Source organism: Rhodoferax sp. GW821-FHT02C08, from assembly GCF_059421805.1.
In genome coordinates this window covers 65,227-89,046 of record NZ_JBWKVR010000012.1, presented here as the reverse complement: position 1 = coordinate 89,046, position 23,820 = coordinate 65,227, and the positions used below count along the sequence as shown (strand labels likewise).

At 64.7% G+C, this 23,820-nt stretch carries 20 protein-coding genes; 14 read left to right on the top strand and 6 right to left on the bottom strand.

Going from position 1 to position 23,820, the window contains the following annotated elements:
- Positions 1-13 precede the first annotated feature (13 nt).
- From AC07VY_RS15815 to AC07VY_RS15785, 7 genes are read left to right on the top strand one after another with little or no spacing between them, the layout of a single operon-like run.
- Positions 14-802, top strand: coding sequence for an amino acid ABC transporter ATP-binding protein (locus AC07VY_RS15815; protein ID WP_495098263.1), 789 nt, complete (start codon positions 14-16; stop codon positions 800-802).
- Positions 802-1,458 carry an amino acid ABC transporter permease gene (locus tag AC07VY_RS15810; RefSeq protein WP_116603838.1) on the top strand — a complete coding sequence of 219 codons (657 nt, stop codon included), beginning with the start codon at positions 802-804 and terminating at the stop codon, positions 1,456-1,458. The genes AC07VY_RS15815 and AC07VY_RS15810 overlap by 1 nt, the downstream gene beginning before the upstream one ends.
- The gene (locus AC07VY_RS15805; protein WP_495098264.1) at positions 1,455-2,141 is read left to right on the top strand and encodes an amino acid ABC transporter permease; all 687 of its coding nucleotides are present in this window, start codon (positions 1,455-1,457) and stop codon (positions 2,139-2,141) included. The genes AC07VY_RS15810 and AC07VY_RS15805 overlap by 4 nt, the downstream gene beginning before the upstream one ends.
- Positions 2,138-3,541, top strand: a complete 1,404-nt coding sequence (locus tag AC07VY_RS15800; protein WP_495098265.1) for an amidase — start codon at positions 2,138-2,140, stop codon at positions 3,539-3,541. Before AC07VY_RS15805 ends, AC07VY_RS15800 begins: the two co-directional genes overlap by 4 nt.
- A gap of 11 nt (positions 3,542-3,552) precedes the next feature.
- Positions 3,553-4,422: an amino acid ABC transporter substrate-binding protein gene (locus tag AC07VY_RS15795; RefSeq protein ID WP_495098266.1), complete on the top strand. Its 870-nt coding sequence runs from the start codon at positions 3,553-3,555 to the stop codon at positions 4,420-4,422.
- Positions 4,423-4,446: 24 nt separating this feature from the next.
- On the top strand, positions 4,447-6,021 hold the full coding sequence (locus AC07VY_RS15790; RefSeq protein ID WP_495098267.1) for a methyl-accepting chemotaxis protein: 1,575 nt from the start codon (positions 4,447-4,449) through the stop codon (positions 6,019-6,021).
- Positions 6,022-6,070: 49 nt separating this feature from the next.
- On the top strand, positions 6,071-7,006 hold the full coding sequence (locus tag AC07VY_RS15785; RefSeq protein WP_495098268.1) for an ornithine cyclodeaminase family protein: 936 nt from the start codon (positions 6,071-6,073) through the stop codon (positions 7,004-7,006).
- Between the two features lie 72 nt (positions 7,007-7,078).
- On the opposite strand, the gene AC07VY_RS15780 is transcribed toward AC07VY_RS15785, so the two are convergent.
- Entirely contained in the window at positions 7,079-8,323 is a 1,245-nt protein-coding gene (locus AC07VY_RS15780; protein WP_495098269.1) for a D-arabinono-1,4-lactone oxidase, read from the bottom strand.
- 95 nt (positions 8,324-8,418) lie between these two features.
- Positions 8,419-9,894 (bottom strand): aminotransferase-like domain-containing protein, encoded by a 1,476-nt coding sequence (locus AC07VY_RS15775; RefSeq protein WP_495098270.1) that lies wholly within the window; start codon positions 9,892-9,894, stop codon positions 8,419-8,421.
- A 116-nt stretch (positions 9,895-10,010) separates the two neighbouring features.
- Between AC07VY_RS15775 and AC07VY_RS15770 the strand changes: the two genes are divergently transcribed.
- Positions 10,011-10,790, top strand: a complete 780-nt coding sequence (locus AC07VY_RS15770) for an arylamine N-acetyltransferase family protein (protein ID WP_495098271.1) — start codon at positions 10,011-10,013, stop codon at positions 10,788-10,790.
- A gap of 34 nt (positions 10,791-10,824) precedes the next feature.
- On the opposite strand, the gene AC07VY_RS15765 is transcribed toward AC07VY_RS15770, so the two are convergent.
- Positions 10,825-12,234 (bottom strand): CoA transferase, encoded by a 1,410-nt coding sequence (locus tag AC07VY_RS15765; RefSeq protein ID WP_495098272.1) that lies wholly within the window; start codon positions 12,232-12,234, stop codon positions 10,825-10,827.
- Positions 12,235-12,462: 228 nt separating this feature from the next.
- Here AC07VY_RS15765 and urtA point away from each other — a divergent pair, with 228 nt between their 5' ends.
- From urtA to AC07VY_RS15735, 6 genes are all read left to right on the top strand, one after another.
- Positions 12,463-13,722, top strand: coding sequence for an urea ABC transporter substrate-binding protein (urtA, locus tag AC07VY_RS15760; protein WP_495098273.1), 1,260 nt, complete (start codon positions 12,463-12,465; stop codon positions 13,720-13,722).
- A gap of 210 nt (positions 13,723-13,932) precedes the next feature.
- Positions 13,933-15,513 (top strand): urea ABC transporter permease subunit UrtB, encoded by a 1,581-nt coding sequence (gene urtB, locus AC07VY_RS15755; protein WP_495098274.1) that lies wholly within the window; start codon positions 13,933-13,935, stop codon positions 15,511-15,513.
- Between the two features lie 4 nt (positions 15,514-15,517).
- Entirely contained in the window at positions 15,518-16,630 is a 1,113-nt protein-coding gene (gene urtC, locus AC07VY_RS15750; protein ID WP_495098275.1) for an urea ABC transporter permease subunit UrtC, read from the top strand.
- Positions 16,627-17,505, top strand: coding sequence for an urea ABC transporter ATP-binding protein UrtD (gene urtD / locus AC07VY_RS15745; protein ID WP_495076414.1), 879 nt, complete (start codon positions 16,627-16,629; stop codon positions 17,503-17,505). The genes urtC and urtD overlap by 4 nt, the downstream gene beginning before the upstream one ends.
- A gap of 537 nt (positions 17,506-18,042) precedes the next feature.
- A complete protein-coding gene (urtE, locus tag AC07VY_RS15740) occupies positions 18,043-18,735 on the top strand; it encodes an urea ABC transporter ATP-binding subunit UrtE (protein ID WP_495076415.1) in 693 nt (230 codons plus the stop codon).
- A gap of 99 nt (positions 18,736-18,834) precedes the next feature.
- Positions 18,835-20,184, top strand: a complete 1,350-nt coding sequence (locus AC07VY_RS15735; protein WP_495098276.1) for an HDOD domain-containing protein — start codon at positions 18,835-18,837, stop codon at positions 20,182-20,184.
- An 81-nt stretch (positions 20,185-20,265) separates the two neighbouring features.
- On the opposite strand, the gene fahA is transcribed toward AC07VY_RS15735, so the two are convergent.
- The 3 genes from fahA to AC07VY_RS15720 form a co-directional block, all read right to left on the bottom strand.
- Entirely contained in the window at positions 20,266-21,552 is a 1,287-nt protein-coding gene (gene fahA, locus AC07VY_RS15730; protein WP_495098277.1) for a fumarylacetoacetase, read from the bottom strand.
- Positions 21,553-21,714: 162 nt separating this feature from the next.
- Positions 21,715-22,857, bottom strand: a complete 1,143-nt coding sequence (locus AC07VY_RS15725; RefSeq protein ID WP_495098278.1) for a porin — start codon at positions 22,855-22,857, stop codon at positions 21,715-21,717.
- A gap of 128 nt (positions 22,858-22,985) precedes the next feature.
- The gene (locus AC07VY_RS15720; protein WP_495098279.1) at positions 22,986-23,783 is read right to left on the bottom strand and encodes a cyclase family protein; all 798 of its coding nucleotides are present in this window, start codon (positions 23,781-23,783) and stop codon (positions 22,986-22,988) included.
- Positions 23,784-23,820: the final 37 nt, after the last annotated feature.

Here is a 23,820-nt window from a genome sequence, read left to right as displayed (position 1 = left end):
CACCCACGCTGCCATGAACAACTCCCTGTTGCAGGTCCAAGGCCTGAAGAAAAGCTACGGCCAGACCGAGGTGCTGAAAGGCATTTCCTTTGATCTGGCCAAAGGCGAAACCCTGTCGCTGATCGGGCCTAGCGGGTCGGGCAAATCGACCTGCCTGCGCTGCCTGAATTACCTGGAGCGGCCCTCCGAAGGTTCCGTCCTGCTGGAGTCCGAGCGCATCGGCCAGCTGCCGGACAAGCGCGGTGGATTCCGCTTCATGAGCGACAAAGAGCTGGCGCCGCAGCGCACCGAGATCGGCATGGTGTTCCAGCTGTTCTACCTGTGGCCGCACTTGAACGTGCGCGACAACGTCGCCCTGGGGCCTATCCGCGCTGGCGGCATGTCCAAGGCCGAGGCCTACGAGCTGGCCGACGAGATGCTGGACAAGGTGCATCTTCGCCACAAAGCGACCGAATACCCGGAGCGCCTGTCTGGCGGCCAGCAGCAGCGCGTAGCCATCGCCCGGGCGCTGGCGCAGCGGCCCAAGCTGATGCTGTTTGACGAGCCGACCTCGGCGCTGGACCCGGAGCTGGTCGGCGAGGTACTGGGCGTGATCCGCGAGCTGGCGGAGGAGGGCCGCTCGATGATTTTGGTCACGCACGAGATCCGCTTTGCCCGCGACGTGGCCGACCGGGTGATCTTCATGGACGGTGGCCACATCGTCGAGCAGGGCGCCGCCGCCGATGTGATCAACCGGCCGCAGATGGAGCGCACGCGCAGCTTTCTCGGCCAGGTCGGCGCCGCGGCGGAAGCGGTGTCGTGATGGCCGCGTTCGATATTTTTGCGCGCATCCTGGCCACTCTGGCGCTGGGTGCGGTCACCGCTGTGCAGGTGGCCGTGGGCGCATTCGCCATCGCTGCGCTGCTGGGTTTGCTGCTGGCGATCTGCCGCACCTTCACCCACAGCCGGTTGTTGCAATGGGCGATTGCCGGCTACATCGAATGGATGCGCAATGTGCCGGCGCTGGCGCATCTGTTTCTGCTGTACTTCGGACTGGCGGCAGTCGGACTGCGGCTGTCGCCGCTGACGGCGGCCGTCATCGGCCTGGGCCTGGTGGGGGCGGCGATTCTGTGCGATGTGTTCGCGTCGGGCCTGAAATCCCTGCATGTCGGCCAGCGCGAAGCGGCTTTGTCGGTGGGCCTGACGCCTGTCAAGACACTGCGCCACGTGCTGCTGCCGCAGATGCTGCGCGTGACCCTGCCGTCGCTGGGCAACTATGTCAGCCAGTTGCTGAAAGACACATCCATTGCCTCTGCCATCGCCGCGCCGGAGATCATGTTCTTCGCCCGCAATCTGGTGACTTCCACCTTCGAGACCACGCTGATCTACCTGGCGGCCATGCTGCTGTACGCCGCCATGATTTTGCCGATCAGCTGGGCCTTCGCCCGCACCGAACGCCGCCTGGAGACACAGCGATGACCGTATTTTTCATGGCCTATCTGGAGTATTTGCCCGAGTGGTTGCCGCGCCTGGCCCGCGCCGCAGTGGTGACGGCGCAGCTGTCGGCGGTCGGCTTCATCGCTGCGCTGTTGGGTGGCGCGGCGCTGGTGGCGATGCTGCGCAGCGGCAACGGCCTGCTGCGCCATGCCGCCAATCTGTTCATCCAGACGCTGCGTACCGTGCCGCTGCTGGCTTTGCTGCTGGCGCTGTACTTTGCGTTGCCGCCGTTGGGCATTACCTTGTCGGGCTATTGGGCCGGCGCGCTGGGCCTGGGCCTGCATGGTGCTGCCTATGTGGCCGAGATCTTTCGCGGTGGGCTGAACGCCATCCACAAGGGCCAGCGCGAAGCGGCTTTGGCCGTCGGCCTGGCGCCGCGCCAGGTGTTCCTCCGCGTGGTGTTGCCGCAGGCGCTGCGCCTGATGCTGCCGCCGCTGCTGAACACCTATGTGGCGCTGCTGAAAGACAGTTCTCTCTGCGCTCTGATTGCCACCGACGAGCTGATGCTGACGGCCCGGGCCATGGCCAGCGAATTCTTTCTGCCGCTGCACATCTTTTTGCTGGTCGGCTTGTTCTACTTCGGCATCGCCTTTCCGCTGTCCATGCTGTCGCGCCTGTTCGAGCGGCGGCTGGCGCGCGGCCGCCGTGTGATGGGGGCCGTATGAGCGTGGCGAATGTGGCTTTTGGCTCGATAGAGCAGACCCAGCAGGCGCTGGCATCCGGCGCGCTGACCAGCGTGGCGCTGGTGCAGGAGCATCTGGACCGCATCACCCGCTGGGACCCGCAACTGCACGCCTTCATCGATGTGTATGCCGACGAGGCGCTGGCCGCTGCCGAAGGCCTGGACCGGCTGCGCCAGGCCGGCACGCTGCTGGGGCCGCTGCACGGCGTGACGGTGGCGGTGAAGGATTTGTTCGACATCCAGGGCAAGCCCATCACAGGCGGTTCGGCCGCGCTGCCACCGCGCACCTCCACGCTGACGGCCAGTGCGGTGCAGCGCTTGCGCAGCGCCGGCGCCGTCGTGCTGGGCAAGACGCACACGGTGGAATTTGCCTTTGGCGGCTGGGGCACGAATACGACCATGGGCACGCCCTGGAACCCCTGGGACCTGCAGACACACCGCGTGCCCGGCGGCTCCAGCAGCGGCTCGGCCGTGGCCGTGGCGGCCGGCATGGCCTGCGCGGCGATAGGCACCGATACGGGAGGCTCGGTGCGCATCCCCGCCGGCCTGTGTGGCCTGGTCGGGCTGAAGACCACCCACGGCCTGGTGAGCCGCCACGGCCTGCTGGAGCTGTGCCCGACGCACGATACCGTCGGCCCGCTGACCCGCAGCGTCCGAGATTGCGCGACGATGCTGGACGTGCTGGCCGGGCCGGACGCGCTGGACCCGGTGTCGCGCCTGGCGCCCACGCGCTCGGTGGCGCAGGGGCTGGAGAAAGACATGCAGGGCTTGCGGGTGTGGACGCTGCCATGGGCCGAGCGAGAGGATGTGGACGCCGAGGTATTGCGTGCCTACGACCGGGCGTTAGATACGCTGGCGGGCTTGGGCATGCTGCTGGTGGAGCGGCCACTGCCGCACAGCCTGGAGCAATCCATGCGCATCGCCGGCAGCCTGATGAGTGCCGAGGGCTATGCGCATCTGGGCCCCTTGTTCGAGCGCCGCGAGCTGCAGTTCGACCCGAATATCCAGCGCCGCATCCTGCTGGGCCGCGACATCGGCGCGGCGCAGTACATCCATTTGTTACGCCAGCGCGAACAGGCCAAGGCCGCGATGCTGGAGGCCATGGACGGGGTGGACGTGTGCGTGTTCCCGACGAATGCCATCAGCGCGATACCGCTGACTGAAGTGGACGAGTTGGCCACGCCGCTGTCGCGCTTCGGTCGGTTTGTGAACCTGCTGGACCTGTGCTCGGTGGCCGTGCCGGCGGGCTTGTCGTCGGCCGGCATGCCGATCTCGGTGCAGTTCATCGGCCGGCCGTTTGCCGAGCCGACGATTCTGTGCGCCGCGTTTGCTTTCGAGCAAGCCACGCCGTGGGGCCAGGCTGTGCCGCCCGGCCTGGCCTGAGGCTGCTTGCCATGTGCCCCGTGCTTGCGCTATCGCTGCTGGTATTTGCCGGATTGTGCTGGGTCGGGGCTGCCACTGCGCAAAGCGTGGCGCTGGACCGCATCGCCGCCAAGGGCGTGGTCAGTGTTGGCTATATCGCTACGCCCGGCACGTTTGCCTTCGAGGATGCACAGGGTAATACCGTGGGCTACTCCATCGACCTGTGCCTACGTGTGATCGACAACATCCGCAAGAGCCTGAAGCGCCCGGACCTGCGGGTGCGCTACACCCAGCTCACAGGCGCCCAGCGCATCCCGATGTTGAAGGCCGGCGAGATCGACATCGAGTGCGGTGGCAACACGAATACGGTTGCGCGGCAAAAGGACGTGGATTTCTCCTACACCTTCTTCACCACCGGTGCCCGGCTGCTGACGCTGAAATCATTCCCGGTGCAGGGCAACAACGACCTGTGGCAAAAGCGTGTGGCCGTCAGCAAGGGCACGACGGCCGAGAGCCTGGTGCGCCAGCTGCAAACTGAACAGAACCTGCAGGTGATCAGCGTAGGCACCGACCCGGAAGGTGTTGCGCTGGTGGAGCGAGGCCAGGCAGATGCATTTGCGCAGGACGACATCCTGCTCTACGGCCTGCTCAGCGCCTCGCCGCGCAAAGACCAGCTGATGGTGAGCGGCCGTTTCATGTCGGTCGAACCGTACGCCTTCATGTTGCCCAAGGGCGATGTACCGCTGCGCGAAATTGTCGACAAGACCTTGCTGGGTTTGATGTCGTCTGGCGAGCTGCTCGGCCTCTACAAGAAATGGTTTGACACCGTCGCATTGCGCGTGCCGATGAATGTCTACATGCAGGAGAACCTGCGCTTCCCCAGCAAATACGGCGTCCCCTGATCGCCATTGAAAGACTGAAACGTCATGTTGTCCCTCCACAATTTCAGTATCCGGTTGCGCTTTTATCTGGTGCTGGCCTGCGTCTCCCTGTCCTTGCTGGTGCTCGGCGGCTGGGGCTGGGTCTCGGGTGTGCAGGCCAACCAGAGCACTGCCGATCTGTTTACCCGCGCCAATGCGGCTGCCGCCGACGTGGCCGTGATGCGTGAATCGCTGGGCTTGGTGCGGCGCTGGGAAAGCTCGGCGATTGCCATCGGCACCTCGAACGCCGACCAGGTGCATGCGCTGATCGGCCGGTGGAAAGCCGAGGTGCAGAAAGTGCAGCAGGTCGGCGCAAAAATCCGCCAGGCGAACCCGGCCGACGCCGAGATCGCCAAGCTGGTGGCCAACCAGGATAGGCTGATGCAGAACTACGCCGCGACCATGGGGCCGGCCTTGGAACAGCTGGAGTCGGCGGTGATCGACAGCCTGTCGGCGCTGGTGTTCTCGACCAAGGTGGACAAGAGCTTCCAGGCGCTGGGCGATAACACGTTACGCCTGATCGCCGCGCAGCAAGAGGCGGCGGTGCAGGCGCACCAGCAGATGCAGGCACAGTCCACCGCCGCATCCTTGCTGCGCCTGGGCCTGGTAGGCCTGACCCTGCTGCTGTTCGTGCCGCTGATGTGGCTGACGCTGCAGTCGATTTGCCGGCCGCTGGACCATGCCGTGGCGTTGGCCCGGCGCATCGCCACCGGCGATCTGGGCCAGACCATCGTGGTGCAGGGGCGGGACGAGACGGCGCAGTTGCTGCGGGCGCTGGATGCGATGCAGGCCTCGTTGCGTACCGTGGTTGGTGAGGTGCGCGATTCTGCCGAGTCGATCAAGGCCGCCAGTGCCGAGGTCGCCAGCGGCAACCAGGACCTGAGCCAACGCACCGAGCAGGCGGCCAGCAATTTGCAAGGCACGGCATCGTCGCTGTCGGACCTGACCGGCACGGTGGGGCAGTCGACCCGGTCGGCCCGGCAGGCCAACCAGCTGGCGTCTTCCGCCGCAGAAGTGGCAGCGCGCGGCGGCGCGGTGGTGGCCCAGGTGGTGGCCACCATGGACGAGATCAACCACAGCTCGCGCAAGATCGCCGACATCATTTCGGTGATTGACAGCATTGCCTTCCAGACCAACATTCTGGCCCTGAACGCCGCGGTGGAAGCTGCCCGCGCCGGCGAGCAGGGCCGGGGCTTTGCGGTGGTGGCGGCCGAGGTGCGCAACCTGGCGACCCGTTCGGCCCAGGCCGCACGCGAGATCAAACAGCTGATCGACGCCAGCTTCAACCGCGTCGAGGCCGGCTCGCGGCTGGTGTCGTCGGCCGGCAGCACCATGCGCGACATCGTCGATTCGGTGCAGCGCGTGACGGACATCATCAGCGAGATCACCGCCGCCGCGGCCGAGCAGAGCGTGGGCATAGAGCGGGTGAACACCGCCGTGGGTGAGCTCGATGAAATGACCCAACAAAACGCCGCCCTGGTGGAGCAGAGCGCCGCCGCCGCAGACAGCCTGAAAGGCCAGGCCGACAAGCTGGCCCAGGTGGTCGGCACCTTTCGCCTGGGGGCCTTGCGGCTGGCATAGCCCAGCCCGGCCAGTGGGCACCCGATTCCTTTTTTGACGACCTGAAAATATGAACCCCCTTTATCTCGACGATGCCGCCATTTCCCAACTGCTCGACTTTGCCGGCGTGGCCGCCATTCTGGACGCCGCATTTGCCGACCTGGCTGCAGAGCAGGCTGAAATTCACCCGCGCCAGCGCAGCGGCAGCGGCAACATTCGGCTGAGCAGCATGGGCGCGCTGTGGAGTGCGCGCCAGGTCGGCGGCATCAAGGTCTACCCCACGGTGCAAGGCCAGTTTGCGTTTCTGGTCACGCTGTTTGACCTGGAAAAGAATGTGCCGATCGCCGTGCTGGATGGCGCCGAGCTGACCCGTTTTCGCACTGCCGCATTGACGGCGCTGATCGCCTCCAAAACGGCCAACCCGGCGCCGAAGAAGCTGGCGCTGTTTGGTGCCGGCCTGCAGGGGCGGGCCCAGGCACAGGCCTTGTGCGGAGTCTTTTCTTTTGAGGAGATCGCCGTGGTCGACCCACTGGGCGACGACAGCTGGTGCAGCCGCCTGGCGCTGCAAACCGGCAGCCGGGTGCAGCTGTGCAGTGCGGAAGCCGCCGTGCGCGGCGCCGACCTGGTGGTGACCGCCACACGTTCGCAGGTGCCGGTGTTCGACGGTCGTTGGCTGGAGCCCGGGGCCTTTGTCTGCGCCATCGGCACCAGCGCGCCCAAGGGGCGCGAGCTGGACGACGCCACCTTGTCCCGCGCCAGCCGCATCATCGTGGAATGGAAGCCGCAAAGCCTGGCCGAGGCCGGCGAGCTGGTGCTGTGGCGCCCGCAAAACGACTTCGAGCGCGCCAAGGTTGTGGATTTGCCCGAGCTGTATCGCCATGGGCAGCCTTGGCGCGGCAGCAGCGGCGACATCATTGTTGCCAAGTCGGTGGGGGTGGGCCTGGCCGATGTGGCCTGCGCCTACCTGGCTTACAACCGCCACATCGCGGCACAGAAATTGGTTTGAATTTACAAGCTTTTCATGCCTCTGGCGCAGGTACTATCTGCGCAAGTAGCTATAAATTTGCTAGCGACTGGTTTAGCCCAGCAGCGCCCGTACATGGTCGTTCAGGAAGCGGCCGTGCGGGTCGAGCTTGCGCCGCAGCGCGCGGAAATCGGCGGCGCGCGGGTACAGCGCGGTGACGTCGTCGGTGTCCAGAAAGTGCATCTTGCCCCAATGCGGGCGTGAGCCGTAGCGGCGCAAGATGGCATCGACATCGCGCAGATAGTCCCAGTAGTCCACGCCCGGCTGGCCGGACACCGACAGGGTGATGCTGTCTTGCTGGTAGAACGGGCTGATCCACGCTGGGTCGCCCGCGGTGAATCGGTATTCGATAGGGAAGATGCAGTTCGTGTGCTTGGTCAGCATCAGCTCGCGCACCGCGCGCACCGCCTCTTTGCCGTGTTGCAGCGGCACGGCGTACTCCAGTTCATGGAAGTTCGGCACGTACTCGATGGGGTAGATTTCCGACGAGTAGGCGATCTTCTCGAACGGCGTGTCCAGCGCCGGTCGGTCGGTGATGTCGATGATCTTCATCTCGCAAACATCGGCGGTCTTGGTTGTGGTGGTCAGCGGCGCATCCGCTGTGTCGGCCAGGCAGTAGAGGTGCCGGCTCTGCGGCGTCGGGCACCAGAAGAAGCCGAAGTGCCGGTGCGTGGCGGCCAGCTCGTCGTGCCGCGCCATGCAGGTCTCGAAGTCGTCGCGCCACACATGCTCGTGCAGCTGATAGGCATCGGTGACCTGCAGGGTCAGCTCGGAGATCACGCCCAGCGTGCCCACCGACACCTGGGCGGCGTGCAGCAGATCGGTATCGCTGCCATCGACCACCAGCACGCTGCCATCGGCCTGTACCAGCCGCAGCCCGGCGATTGACGAGGCCAGGCAGCCTAGCGTGGTGCCGGTGCCGTGGGTGCCGGTGGTGAAGGCGCCCGCCACTGCCTGCGAATCGATGTCGCCCTGGTTCACCAGTGAAAAACCGTGTGCCTTCAGCGCAATCGCCAGGTCGTGGATGCGCGTGCCGGCAGCCACGCGTACCTGCTTCTTCGCGTCGTCAAAGCCGTTCACGCCCTGCATCTGCGCCAAGGACAGCAACACGCCGCCGGTGCCCACCACCGGGGTGAAGCTGTGGCCCGAGCCGGCGACGCGCAGGTTCAGATCGAGCCGATCCGCTTCGGCGACCATCTCGCGCAACTGGTCTTCGGAGGTGGGCGCACCCTTGTAGCGCGCTATGCACGACTGGTTGCCGACCCAATTGCGCCACAGGCCGCCTTTTTCGAATTGCATGTTGACTCCGGTTGAAGGCTGAGGATGGTTGCCACTGGAATGCAGCAATCATGCCCGCCTGTTGCCCGCCAACATATCCAGATTCAGCCGTTGTTTCAAGGCCTCACACCAGAGTCCGGCGCAAGCTGGCTTTGCAGCGCCTTGGCCAACAGGCCCAGGGTCTTGATGCCTTGCTCCAGTTCACGGTCCCAGGGGCGGGCGATGTTCAGGCGCAGGTGGTTGGCAAACTTGCCCGACACAGAGAACAAGGCGCCCGGTGTGAAGGCTATGCCGCGTTGCGCCGCAGCGTGCAGCAGCGCCATGGTGTCCAGCGTGTCAGGCAAAGCGATCCACAGCCACCAGCCGCCAGCCGGGCCCCCGGCACGCGTGCCCAGCGGGAAGTGCTGCAGGACGGCCTGCGTTGCGGGTCCCACTGTGGCCGCCAGCCGTTCCCGCAGCTTGCGCAGGTGCGAGGGCAAGGCCCCGGACGCGATGAATTCCGCCAGCACCGCTTGCTCGAACAGCGGCGTGGTCAAAGAGTTGCTGAGCTTCAGCGACTCCAGCAGCCGCTGGTGGCGGCCGCCCACTACCCAGCCCAGGCGCATGGCGGGTGCCATGCTTTTGCTGGCCGAGCCGCAGTAGATCACCCGTCCTGTGCGGTCCCAGGCCTTCACGGGGCGTGGGCGCTCGGGCGCGGACGCCAAGTCTCCAAAGGCATCGTCTTCGATCAGTACCGTGTCGTGCTTTTCTATGATGCCGAGCAGGCGCCGCTTGGCCGCGTCTGGCATGCATGACCCCAGCGGGTTCTGGAAGCTGGGCATCACCACCACGGCGCGCACGCTGCCGTGCTGTTCCAGGGCGTATTCCAGCGCTTCCAGGCTGATGCCCTGGCTAGCGGTGCAAGGCACTTCCAGCACCTTCAGTCCCAGGTGTTCGAGCATCTGGACAATGCCGAAATACACCGGCGACTCCACCGCCACGGTGTCCCCCGGCCGGGTGACCGCACGCAGCGCGATCTGCAATGCCTCGGTGGCGCCGTTGGTCACCAGCAGGTCTTGCGGGCCCAGCTCGATGCCGCAGCGTGTCAAATGGCCGACCAAGGCAGTTTTTAATGCGGGGAGCCCGGTGCCTGTGGCATAGGCACCGAATGCCAAAGGGTCGCGGCGCAGCACGCGCTGGCCTATGCGTGCCAAGGCATCGCAGGGGTACCACGGTGGGGCGGCATGGGCCAGGTGCAGCGGCAGCGTCAACGGCTGGGACGTCAGCGCATACAGCTGCGTCATACGGTGTTGCAGGGACGCCAACTGCTCGTACTGCACGGCCGATGGGGGTGGGGTGCCCATAGCGGCGCTGGCGGGGGAGCGTGTTTGCTGTTGCGCTTTCCAGTCGGCCACGTACATGCCCGACTTGGCACGGATTTCCACATAGCCTTCGCTCTCCAGCTGGCGGTAGCAGCGCACCACGGTGGACGCGCTGACGCCTTGGGATGTGGCGTACTGCCGCACGGAGGGCAGCTTGGCGCCTACCTGGTAGCGTTGGCGGCGGATGTCGAGCTTCAAAAGCTTGGAAAGCTGGATGTAACTGTGCTGCATGACAGATATGGTTTATCGTTATCTGTATAGCACACATGTCCTAATAGCTGGCGCTGTTCGCTAGTGTTTTCCGCGCATCATCGCTACATCACCCCAACCCATAACAGGACTTTCCTATGCATGCCGAGAATTTCAACCTGCAGCGCTACTTTCAGCGGATCGGATACAAAGGTGACGCCAAGGCGGATGCCGCCACGCTCGCTGAGATCATGCGTTGCCAGCTGTTTACCGTGCCCTTCGAGAATCTGGACGTGCAGGCCGGCAAGATCGTCTCGCTGGTGCCGGAACACATCGTTGAAAAGATCATCGACCGCCAGCGCGGTGGATATTGCTACGAGGTCAATGGCATCTTCTCTATGGCCCTGTGTGCGTTGGGCATACCGTTTCGCCTGATTGCGGCACGGCCCATGTTCTACCCGGTGCGGCGACCCAAGACGCACATGGCCATCGTTGCCACGGTGGACGGGGAAGACTGGCTGTGCGACCTGGGCTTTGGCAGCTATGGCATCCGTGCGCCCATGCGGCTAGCACTGCTGGACGTGGAGGTGCCGCAGGATGCAGACCGGTTTAAGCTGAGCCGATCCGACAACGGCGAATACCTGCTGCAGGCCTATGCGGGAGGGCGGTGGCTGAACCAGTACGGCTTCGATCTGTCTGCGCAGGAGTGGATCGACTTCGAGCCCGCCAACTACATGAACTCGACCCACCCCGGTGCGATCTTCGTGCAGAAAGTGGTGGTGGTTTTGCACAACCCGCAGGGGCGGGACATCCTGGTCGGCAATCAGCTGAAGACGGTCACGCACGGAAAGCTCGAAGAGCGAACGCTGGACCCAGAGGAACTCAAGACCGTCATGGGTAGCAAGTTTGGGCTGCCTGTGGTCGCGCCGCGCCCATAGCGAACTTGGGGAGCGCACTGGCCCCCTGGTGTTCCTACACTGCTGGGTCTTCGTTCAGCCAGTGTGCTGCCACGCTACCCAGCGGGCCGGCTGGCGTGTCCCAGGCGAATCCAATACCCTGTATCGATAGCGGCCAGGTCACCCGCCGTGCTGGCCCCCAAAAGCTCTGTTCGATGCCCGGACTCCAATCATGCTGCGACTCGGGCGCCAGTGGCTGCGCTGCTGCGTCCGCCGTGCGTGGCAGTGACTGCAGCAGGGCTGCGGTGCGCGCCAACGAGGTCCTTGCGATGCTGCCGCTGCCCTCGCGCACGCGCCGCTCCAGCCCGCGCAGCACCGCCGCGGCCAGAAGGTAGCCGGTGGCGTGGTCCAGCGCCTGCACCGGCAGAGGCACTGGCTTGTCGGCCTGGGCGGCGCGCTGGCCCGCTTCGGCGATGCCCGTGCTCATCTGCACAATGCTGTCGAAACCTCTGCGCTGTGCCCACGGGCCGCTGAAGCCATAGGCGTTCAGCGACACATCCACCAGGCCCGGGCGCAGCTGCTGGCGCCGGTCCGCGCCCAGCCCCATGCGTTGCAGCGCATCGCCACGGTAGCCGTGCACCAGCACATCGGCACTGGCCAGCAGCGTTTCCCAGCGGGCCCGGTCGGCGGGCAGGCGCAGGTCCAGCCGGGCGCAGCGTTTGCCCAGCGTGGTTTCTGGCACCACGGCTGGTTCATCCCACCAGGGCGGGTCTATGCGCAAAACCTCGGCACCCAGGCCCGCCAGCAGCCGGGTAGCCACGGGGCCGGCCAGCACGCGGGTCAGATCCAGCACCCGCACTCCGCGCAAGGGCCGCTGGGCGGACGCCTGCCAGGCGGGCGCAGCAGCGCTGGCACCCATTTGCCAATGCATCAGCGGCTCGGCCTGCACGGCCTGGCCTTGCGGGTGTTGCATCCATTGGCTCGCGCTGCGCATGACACCAGCGCAGCCACCTTGGGCCACGACGGCTGCCTCCAGGGCGTCGCCGGTCCAGCCGGCCACGGCCTGCGCCACGGCCGCGCGGTCTGCCGGTACCTGCAGCACGGCGAGTGCTGCGGTGCGGTGGTGGGGTGCATTGGTGTGCAGGCGTATCCAGCCGTCGGCCGTGCGGTAGTCGCCCGCCACTGCATCCCACAGGGGCGGCACGGCCCAGCCTTGCGGGCGCAGCGAGGTGGCGAACCAGAACGAGGTCAGGCGGCTATCCACCTGCACCTCGGCCGCCGTGTCCGCAGGCAGTCCGAGGGCATGGCTGAGGCTGGACAGCGCCAGCCCGGCCGCCCCTATGGAGGCAGCTGCCAGGGCGGTGGTCTCGAACACAGAGGGCAGCTCGCCGTCGCCACTGAAGCGCACGCGCGGCAAGGCGGCTGCATCACCCTCCAGGGCGGACCAGAGGGCGCTGAGGAAATGGCGGTGGGCGGCAGTGTGCATGGGGTAGTGGCGGTGGAGATGCTGGCAAGCCAGTTTAGTCAGGACCGTATAGCCCAGTAATTGGGAGGTGATGCACCCCTACGCGCTGCCAATGCCGCGCATACGCCACCCGGCGTATTTCTTCAAAGCGCATGCGTGCCTACAGTCCATCCATCGCCACACACAGGCCCACATGCCGGGTGGCGTATGGGTTCAGTCAGGGTTTATTTCACTACCGGAGAAGCACACATGCAACGTCGATTCACTCTCAAGGCAATTACCGCCGCCGTGGCTCTGAGCAGCCTGTCCGTCATTCCCGCGCATGCGGCTGACACCATCAAGGTTGGTGTGCTGCACAGCCTGTCGGGCACCATGGCCATTTCGGAAACCGTGTTGAAAGACACCGTACTGATGGCGATTGACGAAATCAATGCCAAGGGCGGCGTGCTGGGCAAGAAGCTGGAGCCCGTGGTGGTGGACCCCGCCTCCAACTGGCCCCTGTTCGCTGAAAAGACCAAGCAGTTGCTGGGCCAGGACAAGGTCGCCGTGATCTTTGGCTGCTGGACCTCGGTGTCGCGCAAGTCGGTGCTGCCGGTCGTGGAAGAAATGAATGGCCTGTTGTTCTACCCCGTGCAGTACGAAGGTGAAGAGCTGTCCAAGAACGTGTTCTACACCGGTGCTGCGCCTAATCAGCAAGCCATTCCTGCGGTGGACTACCTGATGAGCAAGGCCGGCGGCGGCGCCAAGCGTTGGGTTCTGCTGGGCACCGACTATGTGTACCCCCGCACCACCAACAAGATTCTGCGCGCCTACCTGAAGAGCAAGGGTGTGGACGACAAGGACATCGACGAGAAGTACACCCCGTTTGGCCACAGCGATTACCAAACCATCGTGGCTGACATCAAGACGTTCTCTCAAGGCGGCAAGACTGCTGTGGTGTCCACCATCAACGGTGACTCCAACGTGCCGTTCTACAAGGAACTGGGCAACGCCGGCCTGAAGGCCAAGGACGTGCCCGTCGTCGCCTTCTCCGTGGGTGAAGAAGAGCTGCGCGGCGTGGACACCAAGCCTCTGGTCGGCCACCTGGCTGCCTGGAACTACTTTATGTCCATCAAGAGCCCGACCAATACCGAGTTCATCAAGAAGTGGTCTGCCTACGCCAAGGCCAAGAACCTGCCAGGCGCCGACAAGCCTTTGACCAACGACCCGATGGAAGCCACCTACATCGGTATCAATATGTGGAAGCAAGCGGTCGAGAAGGCCAAGTCCACCGATACCGACAAGGTCATCGCCGCCATGGCCGGCCAGAAGTTCAATGCACCGTCCGGCATCGTGTCGGAAATGGACGCGACCAACCACCACCTGCACAAGTCGGTGTTCATCGGTGAAGTCAAGGCCGACGGCCAGTTCAATGTGGTGTGGAAGACGCCTGGTCCTGTGAAAGCCAAGCCATGGAGCCCGTACATCGAAGGCAATGCCGGCAAGCCCGACGCACCTGTGAAAAAGTAACACCCCCAGGCTACGCACTTCGTGTCTTCGCCCACCCCCTTGCAGGGGGCGATACCAGCGGCCTGGCAGAGCCAGTTCCGCGGTATCCCTGGAAGGGAGCAGGGGCGTTCTCGATGGCTGGTTCCATTCCCTCTTCTTACGGAGAGGGCTAGGGTGGGGGCGACGCCAGCGGCGCGCCCCCATCTCCTTTTCTTTTTTGAAAGCTGGGACATGTTCCGCCCCATCCTTCCCATTTTTACTGCTGCTCTGCTTTTAATAGCTGGTCACGCTTATGCACTAAGCGCTGACGAGGTAAAAGACATGGCAACCGGCGAAGCTGAGACGCGCATCGAGGCGCTCAACAAAGCCGTCGTCAACGCCGACGAGAAGACCGTTGCCTTCATCCAGGCGCTGTCCGACGACCAGATCAAGATCCAGGGTGACAAAGTCTTTTGGGTCCAGGGCGACAAGACCGTGGACCCTGCCAGCGGCGCCGCCGTGGCCCTGCCGGAAGACGCCGAAGACGTCATCAACAACAATCAAATGCGCGGCGAGCTGGACAATGCGCTGGCCGCCCTGAAGCTGTTTTCCAAAGACGACAAGGTGCGTGCCGCCTCCGTCAAAACCCTGCTGGCCGAGCCCGACGAGAGCAAGCTGGCCCTGGTGGAAAAAGCCTTTGCTTCTGAGGCCAATGCCGCCATCAAAGAGCAGCTGGGCCTGCTGCGCGGCGCCTTGCTGCTCAACAGCACCGACAAGGCGCACCGTCTGGACGCCATCAAAACCCTGGCCGACAGCAGCAACCCTGCCACCAAGACGGTGCTGCTGGCGCGCCTGAAGGAAGAGGCGGAGCCAGATGTCAAAGTGGCCCTCTCGGCCGCATTGGCCAAGGTGGATGCGGCACTGGCCTGGGGCAACCGCCTGGGCTCCATCTTCAGCGGCATCAGCCTGGGCTCCATCCTGCTGCTGGTGGCCCTGGGCCTGGCCATTACCTACGGCCTGATGGGCGTGATCAATATGGCGCACGGCGAGCTGATGATGATCGGCGCCTACGCCACATACTTTGTGCAGACTGTTTTCCAAAAATACCTGCCTGGCGCGTTTGACTGGTATTTGCTGGCTGCCGTGCCCGTGTCCTTTCTGGTGGCGGCCCTGGTCGGAGCGGCGCTGGAACGCAGCGTGTTGCGCTTTCTGTACGGTCGGCCGCTGGAGACCCTGTTGGCCACCTGGGGTATCAGCCTGATGCTGCAGCAGCTGGTGCGCAGCATCTTCGGCGCGCAAAACGTGGGCGTGGAAAACCCGGTATGGATGAGCGGCGGTGTGCAGGTGCTGGCGAATTTGTCGCTGCCCTATAACCGCCTGGTCATCATCGCCTTCGCCATCGCTGTGCTGCTGGGTGTGGGCTGGCTGATTGGCAAGACACGCCTCGGCCTGTTCGTGCGCGGCGTGACGCAGAACCGGCCGATTGCCTCCTGCATGGGCGTGAATACGGCCCGCATCGATACCTACGCATTCGCACTCGGCTCCGGCATCGCCGGGCTGGCCGGTTGCGCGCTGAGCCAGGTGGGCAACGTGGGCCCCGACCTGGGCCAGGGCTATATCGTGGATGCCTTCATGGTGGTGGTGCTGGGCGGCGTGGGCCAACTCGCCGGCACCGTGTACGCGGCCCTGGGCCTGGGCATCTTGAACAAGCTGTTGGAGGGATTGACCGGTGCGGTGTTGGCGAAGATCGCGGTGCTCGTGCTGATCATCATCTTCATCCAGAAGCGTCCCCAAGGTATTTTTGCGATGAAGGGCCGCTCTGCGGAGGCGTGAGATTATGAGCACTACCTCGAAAGTAACTTTGCCTGTCAAAGGCCCGCTGCTGACCCGTTCGGGCTGGAGCAGCTTCATCGTCGCGCTGATTCTGGTCTGCGCCGTGGCGCCAGTGCTGAACCTGCTGACCCCGGCCGACAGCATCTGGCATCTGAGCGACTACGCCATTGCGCTGGTCGGCAAGATCATGTGCTACGCCATTGCAGCGCTGGCCATGGACTTGATTTGGGGCTACACCGGCATCTTGAGCCTGGGCCACGGTCTGTTCTTCGCGCTCGGCGGCTATGCCATGGGCATGTATTTGATGCGCCAGATCGGCCGCGACGGTAACTACAAAAGCGACCTGCCCGACTTCATGGTGTTCCTGGACTGGAAGGCCTTGCCCTGGCACTGGACGCTGAGTGGCAGCTTCGGCGCCACGCTGTTCCTGATCGTGGTGGCACCGGCGGTGGTGGCGGGCATCTTTGGCTTCTTTGCCTTCCGTTCGCGCATCAAAGGTGTGTACTTCTCCATCATCACCCAGGCGATGACTTTTGCCACCATGCTGCTGTTCTTCCGCAATGAAACCGGCTTTGGCGGCAACAACGGCTTTACCGACTTCAAGCGCATCCTGGGCATCCCCATGGCCACCACTTCCATGCGCATGACCTTGTTTGTGCTCACGGGTTTGACCTTGCTGGGCTTCTTCCTGTTCGCCAAATGGCTGGTCGGTAGCAAGTACGGCCGGGTGTTGCAGGCGATCCGCGATGCGGAAACGCGTGTCATGTTCTCCGGCTATTCGCCGCTGGGCTACAAGCTGAGCATCTGGGTGATTTCTGCCGTGATGTGCGGCGTGGCCGGGGCCTTGTATGTGACGCAAGTGGGCATCATCAACCCCAGCGAGATGAGCCCCGCGAACTCAATCGAGATCGCCGTGTGGGCCGCAGTCGGTGGCCGGGCGACGCTGATCGGCCCCATCCTGGGCGCCTTCATCGTCAACGGCGCCAAGAGTTGGCTGACCGTGGCCTATCCCGAGTTCTGGCTGTACTTTTTGGGTGCCTTGTTTATTGCGGTGACATTGTTCCTGCCCGACGGCGTGGTGGGTTTGGTGAAGAAGTTGAAAGGGAATAAAGCATGACGCCCGACCTGATGGACGAAGGCACGGAGCGCCTGGACCGCAAGGAAAAGCAGCAACACGGAACCGGCCAGACCGAATCTGGCGGCCGCGAAGCCGGCTTCTCACGCATCCATACCCCTGGTGAGGTGGACATTGCCCACGGCCGCATCCTGTACCTGGAAGATGTGCACGTCAGCTTTGACGGCTTCAAGGCCATCAACGGCTTGTCGTTGGACATCGCGCCCGGTGAGCTGCGCTGCATCATCGGCCCCAACGGCGCCGGCAAGACGACGATGATGGACATCATCACCGGCAAGACTCGGCCGAATTCCGGCAAGGTGTTCTTCGGCAGCACCATCGACCTGCTGCGCCACAACGAGCCCGAGATCGCCCAGCTGGGCATTGGCCGCAAGTTCCAGAAGCCCACGGTGTTTGAAAAGCTCAGCGTGTTCGAGAACCTGGAGCTGGCGCTGAAGATGAACAAGAGCGTCAAGTCGTCCATGCTGCACAAGCTGGATTCGGCGCAGAGCGACAAGCTGGCCGAGATGCTGACTACCATCCACCTGGCTGACAGCGTGACGCGCCAGGCCGGCAACCTCAGCCACGGCCAGAAGCAGTGGTTGGAGATCGGCATGCTGTTGATGCAAGACCCGAAGCTGCTGCTGCTGGACGAACCAGTGGCCGGCATGACCGACGAGGAAACCGCCCGCACGGCCGAGCTGTTCCTGACGCTGAAGGGCAAGCATTCGCTGATGGTGGTGGAGCACGACATGAGCTTCATCAAGACCATCTCGGAGATCGTCACCGTGCTGTGCGATGGCTCGGTGCTGGCACAGGGCACGCTGGACCAGGTGCAGGCCGATGAGCGCGTGATTGAGGTTTATCTTGGCCGATAGAGCTGCGCTCCTAGCCAATGGGGGTCAGATCCCTATTGCGCGCCGTGTGCTGGCGGATCAAGCAGGGTGTGTCTCGCATTGGGGCTCTGACCCCCATTGGCGGGTTAGCGTCAACTCGCATCCCCGGCCGGGTGATGCGCCCGGCGGCGCAGTAACTTTTCTTTTGCGCAAAAGAAAAGTCACCAAAAGAAAGGCGCCCCCACTAGCTGCGTCCCAGTGCTATCGCACTGGGAAACCTGCGGTGCTCGCTTCAGGCGGGGTCTGGCTAAACTCGCTGCGCTCAAACAACGCCAGCCCTTATCCGCCTGAAGCTGCGCTCCTCGGCGCATCTAGAGGGGGACCCCGGGGATCGGGATCGGTGGCGCTGTGCGCCACATCGCGCCTAGGGCGCGAGACAGGGCGTGTAGCCAATGGGGGTCAGATCCCAATTGCGCGCCGTATGCAGGTAGATCGAGCGCAGTGCGTCTCGCATTTGGGCCCCTATTGGCGGGTTGCCGTTAGCCGCCTGTACTTCACCCTTAACTAGATCCTTCCACCATGCTGAACGTTAAGAACATCAACCAGTACTATGGCGGTTCGCACATCCTGCGCGACGTCAGTTTGCAATGCACCAAGGGCAAGGTCACCGTGCTGCTGGGCCGCAACGGCGTGGGCAAGACCACTTTGCTGAAGTCGCTGATGGGCCTGGTGCCTATCAAGACCGGTAGCATCGAGCTGGATGGCAAAGCCATCCAGGGCTACACGCCGTATGAGCGTGCCCGCGCCGGTGTGGGCTTTGTGCCGCAGGGCCGCGAAATCTTCGCCCGGCTGACGGTGGAAGAAAACCTGCGCATGGGCCTGGCCTATAAGAGCGCCAGTACGCCTATTCCGCCCGAGCTGTTCACGCTGTTCCCGGTACTCAAGCAGATGATTAACCGGCGCGGCGGCGACTTGTCTGGCGGGCAGCAGCAGCAATTGGCGATTGCCCGCGCGCTGGCGGCCGGCCCCAAGCTGCTGATTTTGGACGAACCCACCGAGGGCATACAACCCAGCATCATCAAGGACATTGGCCGCGTGATCCGCATGCTGGCCGACCGCGGCGACATGGCCATTCTGCTGGTGGAGCAGTACTACGACTTCGCCCAGGAGCTGGCCGACGACTACCTGGTGATGGAGCGCGGCGAGTTCATCGCCCGTGGCCTGGGCAAGGATATGGAAGCCAACGGCGTACGCAATCTGGTGGCGATTTGATTCCTGCTGTATCCGGGGTAGATAAAAAACCCGTAAAGGTCTGACATCGATCCAGGAAGGCCTTAGAGTCTGGTACTACGTACTTTTGCCGTACCCGCCATGACTTCTTTTCTAAAACGCCTGATTCCCAAGTTTGGTCAGACCGCGCCCGAGCCCGCGGCGCCGGCGCAGTCCGCTCCGGCACCTGCCGCCGTGGTTAAGCCGCCCGTGCCGCCGCGCCCGCAGCCGGTGGTGGCGCGCCGCCCTCTGGTCTCTGCCAATGGCGATGTGGCCGGGTTTGAGTTCCGAATCGACGACGCTGTGCAGCGCAGTCTTAGTGCCAGTGGCGATGCTGCTGCGCAAACCGCCCAGGTGGCGGCTGTGCTGGTGGCGGCCCGGCTGGTGGCCATGCAGGGGCGCACCGGTTTTGCGCGGTTGCCTGCGGCGTGGTTGGCGCAGGCTGTGGTGCCCAAGGACGATGCCGGCGTGGTGGTCGGCGTGGAGGCCGATGCGGCACAGCCGCTGGCACCCGAGGCGCAGCAGGCGCTGCGTGACACGGTGGCCGCCTTCCGCACGGCCGGGGCCCGCCTGGCCTGGAGCAGCAGCCTGGACATGGGCGTGGCCCCGGACTTCTGGCTGCTGCGACCCGGCGCGGCCGGTGTGGATGCCTTGCTGGAGCAGCTGAAAACCCAGGCCGGCGCGGCAGCCAAGATACCGGCCATCGTCACCGACCTGGCCCAGGTTGAGCATATGGAACTGGTGCTGTACGGCGGCGCGCAGTTTGCCAGCGGCGCTATGGGCAGCACGGCACGCGTGGCCAAACCCAAGGCCCAGGCCCTGGCACCCGAGGTGGGGCGCTTGTCCCAGCTGCTGAGCCAGCTCTCCGCTGGTGCCGACACGCCGGTGATCGTGGCGGCCATCAAGGGCGATGTGAGCCTGACCTACCGTTTGCTGCAGCGCATGAACAGCGCCAGCTTTGCGCATCTGGGCGGCATTTCCAGCGTGGACCAGGCGGTGCAGATGCTGGGCCGCAACGATCTGCACCGCTGGTTGTCGCTGATGCTGATGCAGTTCGCTGGCAGCCGCAAGATGGCCTCGGCTCTGCAAGAGATCGCGCTGTGCCGCTCGCGCCTGGTCGAGCTGCTGGCCATAGAGCGTGGCGAGTCCGAGCCAGGCCGCTTCTTCACCCTGGGGCTGGCGTCCATGCTGGGCCTGATCCTCAAAATAAGTCCTGAGGAAGTAGTCGCTACTCTCAGCTTGCCGCCTGAGGCCGAGCAGGCCCTGCTGGGCCAGGCCGGCCCCTGGCACGTCTACCTGCATACCGCCGCGCAGGTAGAGAACCAGACCGTCAGCGACGCCAGTGTGGCGGCTGACGGCTTCAGCAGCCTGGAACGGGTGCTGGAACTCTCCAGCCAGGCCTGGGCCTGGGCCGAGGCCAATGCGGTGAAAGACGGCGCCAAGCCGGCTTGAACCGCTGGATTTGGTTGCTATCTATTTGGTAGCTGCTGACGCAGGTAGTTCCTGCGCTAGAGCCACTTTTTATCTGAATCCCTATAGCGCAGTCTGCACCGTGCCTACGCAGGGGCCAAAGCCTATGCGGGCCTGCCCGGCACGTTCGCACCACCCGCGCAGCGCCACCCGGTCGCCGTCTTCCAGGTAGCGGCGCTGCACGCCGTCGGGCAGCGCTAGCGGCACCTGGCCGCCACGCGTCAGCTCCAGCAAACAGCCTTCTTCCCCCGGCTCGGGGCCGGACTGGGTGCCGGTGCCTAGCAGGTCGCCGGTTTGCAGATTGCAGCCATTGCTGCTGTGGTGGGCCAGCATGTGCGCTACCGACCAGTAAGCATGCCGGTAGCTGGTGTGCGACAAGCGTGCGGCTTGGGTCTGGCCTGCCGGGGTCAGCCAGGCCTCCAGCTGGATGTCTATGCCCTGCACCCGGGGCGAATGCAGATAGGGCAGGGCGGGCGGGTCGTTGGCTGCGCGCGGCAGGGCCGAGCGGTAGGGCGCCAGCGCCTCCAGCGTGACGATCCAGGGCGACACCGTGGTCAGAAAGTTCTTGGCCATGAAGGGGCCCAGCGGCATGGATTCCCAGGCTTGCACGTCGCGTGCCGACCAGTCGTTCAGCAGGCACAGGCCGAACACATGCTGCTCTGCATCGTCTAGTGCGATGGCGCTGCCGCGCAGGTTGCCGGGGCCGACGTAGATGCCCAGCTCCAGCTCATAGTCCAGCTTGGCGATAGGGCCGAAGCGGGGCGTGGCGGCGTCGGGTGCGCGGGTCTGGCCCTGCGGCCGGGGCACGCCGGTGCCGCTGATGGCCACCGAAGATGCGCGCCCGTGGTAGCCGATGGGCAGCCACTTGAAGTTGGGGGGCAGCGTGTTGTCGGGCTGGAAGGCGCGGCCCGCATTCAGCGCGTGGTACTGCGAGGTGAGGAAGTCGGTGTAGTCGCCGATCTGCGCCGGCACCGCGTATTCCGCATCCGCCTGGGCCACCAGGCCGGTTTGCAGCTGCGCGACTTCGGGCGCCCCTTCGCGCAGCAGGCGCGACAGGGCCCACCGCAGCGCGGACCAGGCACTGGGGCCGAGGGCCATCAGGCCATTCAGCGTGCTGGCTCTGGCCGCCTCGGCCGCCTGCGCGGCCAGTCCGGTGAACACATCCTGCGCATAGGCTGCGGCCAGGTCGAGGATGGCATCGCCAATGGCCACGCCGCCGCGCCAGGCCTCCTGGTCGCCGCTGCGGCGGAACACGCAGTAGGGCAGGTTTTGCAAGGGGAAATCGCTGCCCGGTTGCTGGGCGGAGGTGACCCAGCTGCGCAAGCTGGGATCATGGGTTTCGTTGAGCATGGAGCTGCCTTTCATAAACAAATTACGTGCTGTGAGGCTCTAGCAACTGGTGGAAAGTCCTCTTTCAGAGATACCGTGGAACCGGCTTTGCCGGGCCACTGGTATCGCCCCCAGCAAGGGGGGTGGCGGAAAGCGCGCAGCGCTGGAGCCTGGGGGTGTGCCTTAAAACCGATGGCGTATGCCGATGCCATAGCTATTGCCGCTGGCGTCGATGACGCTGAGCGGCGCGGGCAGGGTGCGCGTGCGGGTGGCGTCGTGCATCCACATGGCGTAGACGTCGGTGCGTTGCGACAGCTTGTGGTCATAGCCTAGGCTGAGGATCTTGCGTTCCACATTGCCACCGGCCACGCTGGCCGGCACGGGCGCCACGGCGTCGTGGGTGGTACGGGCGGCATAGCCTGCCAGGAAGCGGCCAGCGCCTACGGGCACTGCGGCGCTGATGTCCCACAAGCGATAGCCCACGTTCTGCGGTGCGGCCTGTGTGCCGTCGTTCTGGATATGGCCGATGTGGGCATACAGCTTCACCACCTCGAAGTCGTACGAGGCCGCCAGCTGCCAACTGCTGGTGTCGTTCGGCGTGGTGCCATCGGCAAAAGTCAGCGGGTCCTTCTTCACGCTTTGCCACACCAGCGAGGTGGCCAACGGGCCTTGGGCATAGGCCAGGCGCAGCGCGCTGTTGCCGCCGCCCTGGCCTTCGGACAGCGAGCGCGCCACCGTCGCCGAGGCGCCAGCAAACGTGGGGGTTTCATACACTAGTGAGTTGGTCCAGCTGGTGCCGCCGCCGAGAATGCCGCCGGTGAAGGTCAGCAGCGGCAGCGGGCCAAAGACCATGGAGTCGCCAAAGGCGTTGGAGCCAATGGTGTTCAGGAACAGCTGCGAGATGATGGTGCCAGCGCGCAGCCGGCCCCAGCTGGGGCTGGATAGGCCCACCCACGCAGCCCGCGAAAAAAATGGGTCGGCCGCCACATTGACCGGTGCCGGCAGTGCGCCGCTGCGGCCGGATGCACCGACATCGCTGCGGAAGAAGGCCGACAGCTCGAACAAGGCGTTCAGCCCTCCGCCCAGGTCTTCGTTGCTGCGAACGCCCCAGTGGCTGGCCGACATGCCGCCGTCTTCCAGCTTGGTGGTGCGCACGCTTTGTGTGTTGATGCCGCTGATGGAGCTGGCAAAACTGCCGGCCACGTTGTCCACCAGGCCGTACATCTGCAGGCCCGGCGTGACGGCAGGCTGGCCTTGGGCGGTGCCTGCGTAAGAGCACAGGGCGGCCAGGGCCAAAGGGGTGAGTGTGGATAGTTTGGATTGCATGGTGTTGTCTCCTTGGTGGGGTGGTGGTGAATTTCGAAACGTGGCTATCCCTGGCGCAGTCGGCGGGCGACTGCGCCACAAGCGGAATCAGCGGGAAGGGCTTGGTTTGGCTAAGCTTGGCTAGGTGTTCATCGCGCGCTGGCCTGCAGTGCGTCGTCGAAGATGGCGACGGCGCGGGTCCAGCCGGCCGATGCGGCGCGCACCTTGACCGGGAAGCAGCTGATGTAGAAGCCGTGCGGCGGCAGGGCCGACAAGTTGTGCAGCTTCTCCAGATGGCAGTAGCCGATCTCGCGGCCGGCCTTGTGGCCTTCCCAGATCAGGCTGGCGTCGTGGGTGTCTGCATAACGCTTGGCGGTTTGCGCGAATGGGGCGTCCCAGCTCCAGGCGTCGGTGCCGGTCAGGCGCACACCGCGCTCCAGCAGGTACAGCGTGGCGTCGCGGCCCATGCCGCAGCCGGCGCGGGTATAGCCCGGCGAGCCGTAGGCGGCCTCGGCGGCGGTGTTGACCACCACGATGTCCAGTGGCTGCAGCGTGTGGCCTATGCGCGCCAGCTCGGCCTGTACATCGGCAGGCTGCACCACATAGCCGTCGGGGAAGTGGCGAAAGTCCAGCTTCACACCGGGCTGGAAGCACCAGTTCAGGTCCACCTCGTCGATGGTGATGGCGCGCTGGCCGCCGTCCATGGTGGAGGCGAAGTGCCAGGGGGCGTCCAGGTGGGTGCCGTTGTGGGTGTTCAGCTGCACGTCTTCCACGGCCCAGGCCTCGCCGTCGGGCATGTCTTCTTGCTGCAGGCCGGGGAAGAAGCGGGCCATCTCCGGGTAGCTGGTCTGGTGGTCGATGTAGCTGATCTTGGGGCCCAGGCCGGGCGGGTCGGAGGGCACGTCGTTTTCCAGGTGCATGGAGATGTCGATGAAGCGGCGGGTCATGCTTGGTCTTTCGTGGTTTGCTATGGATTTAGTAGCT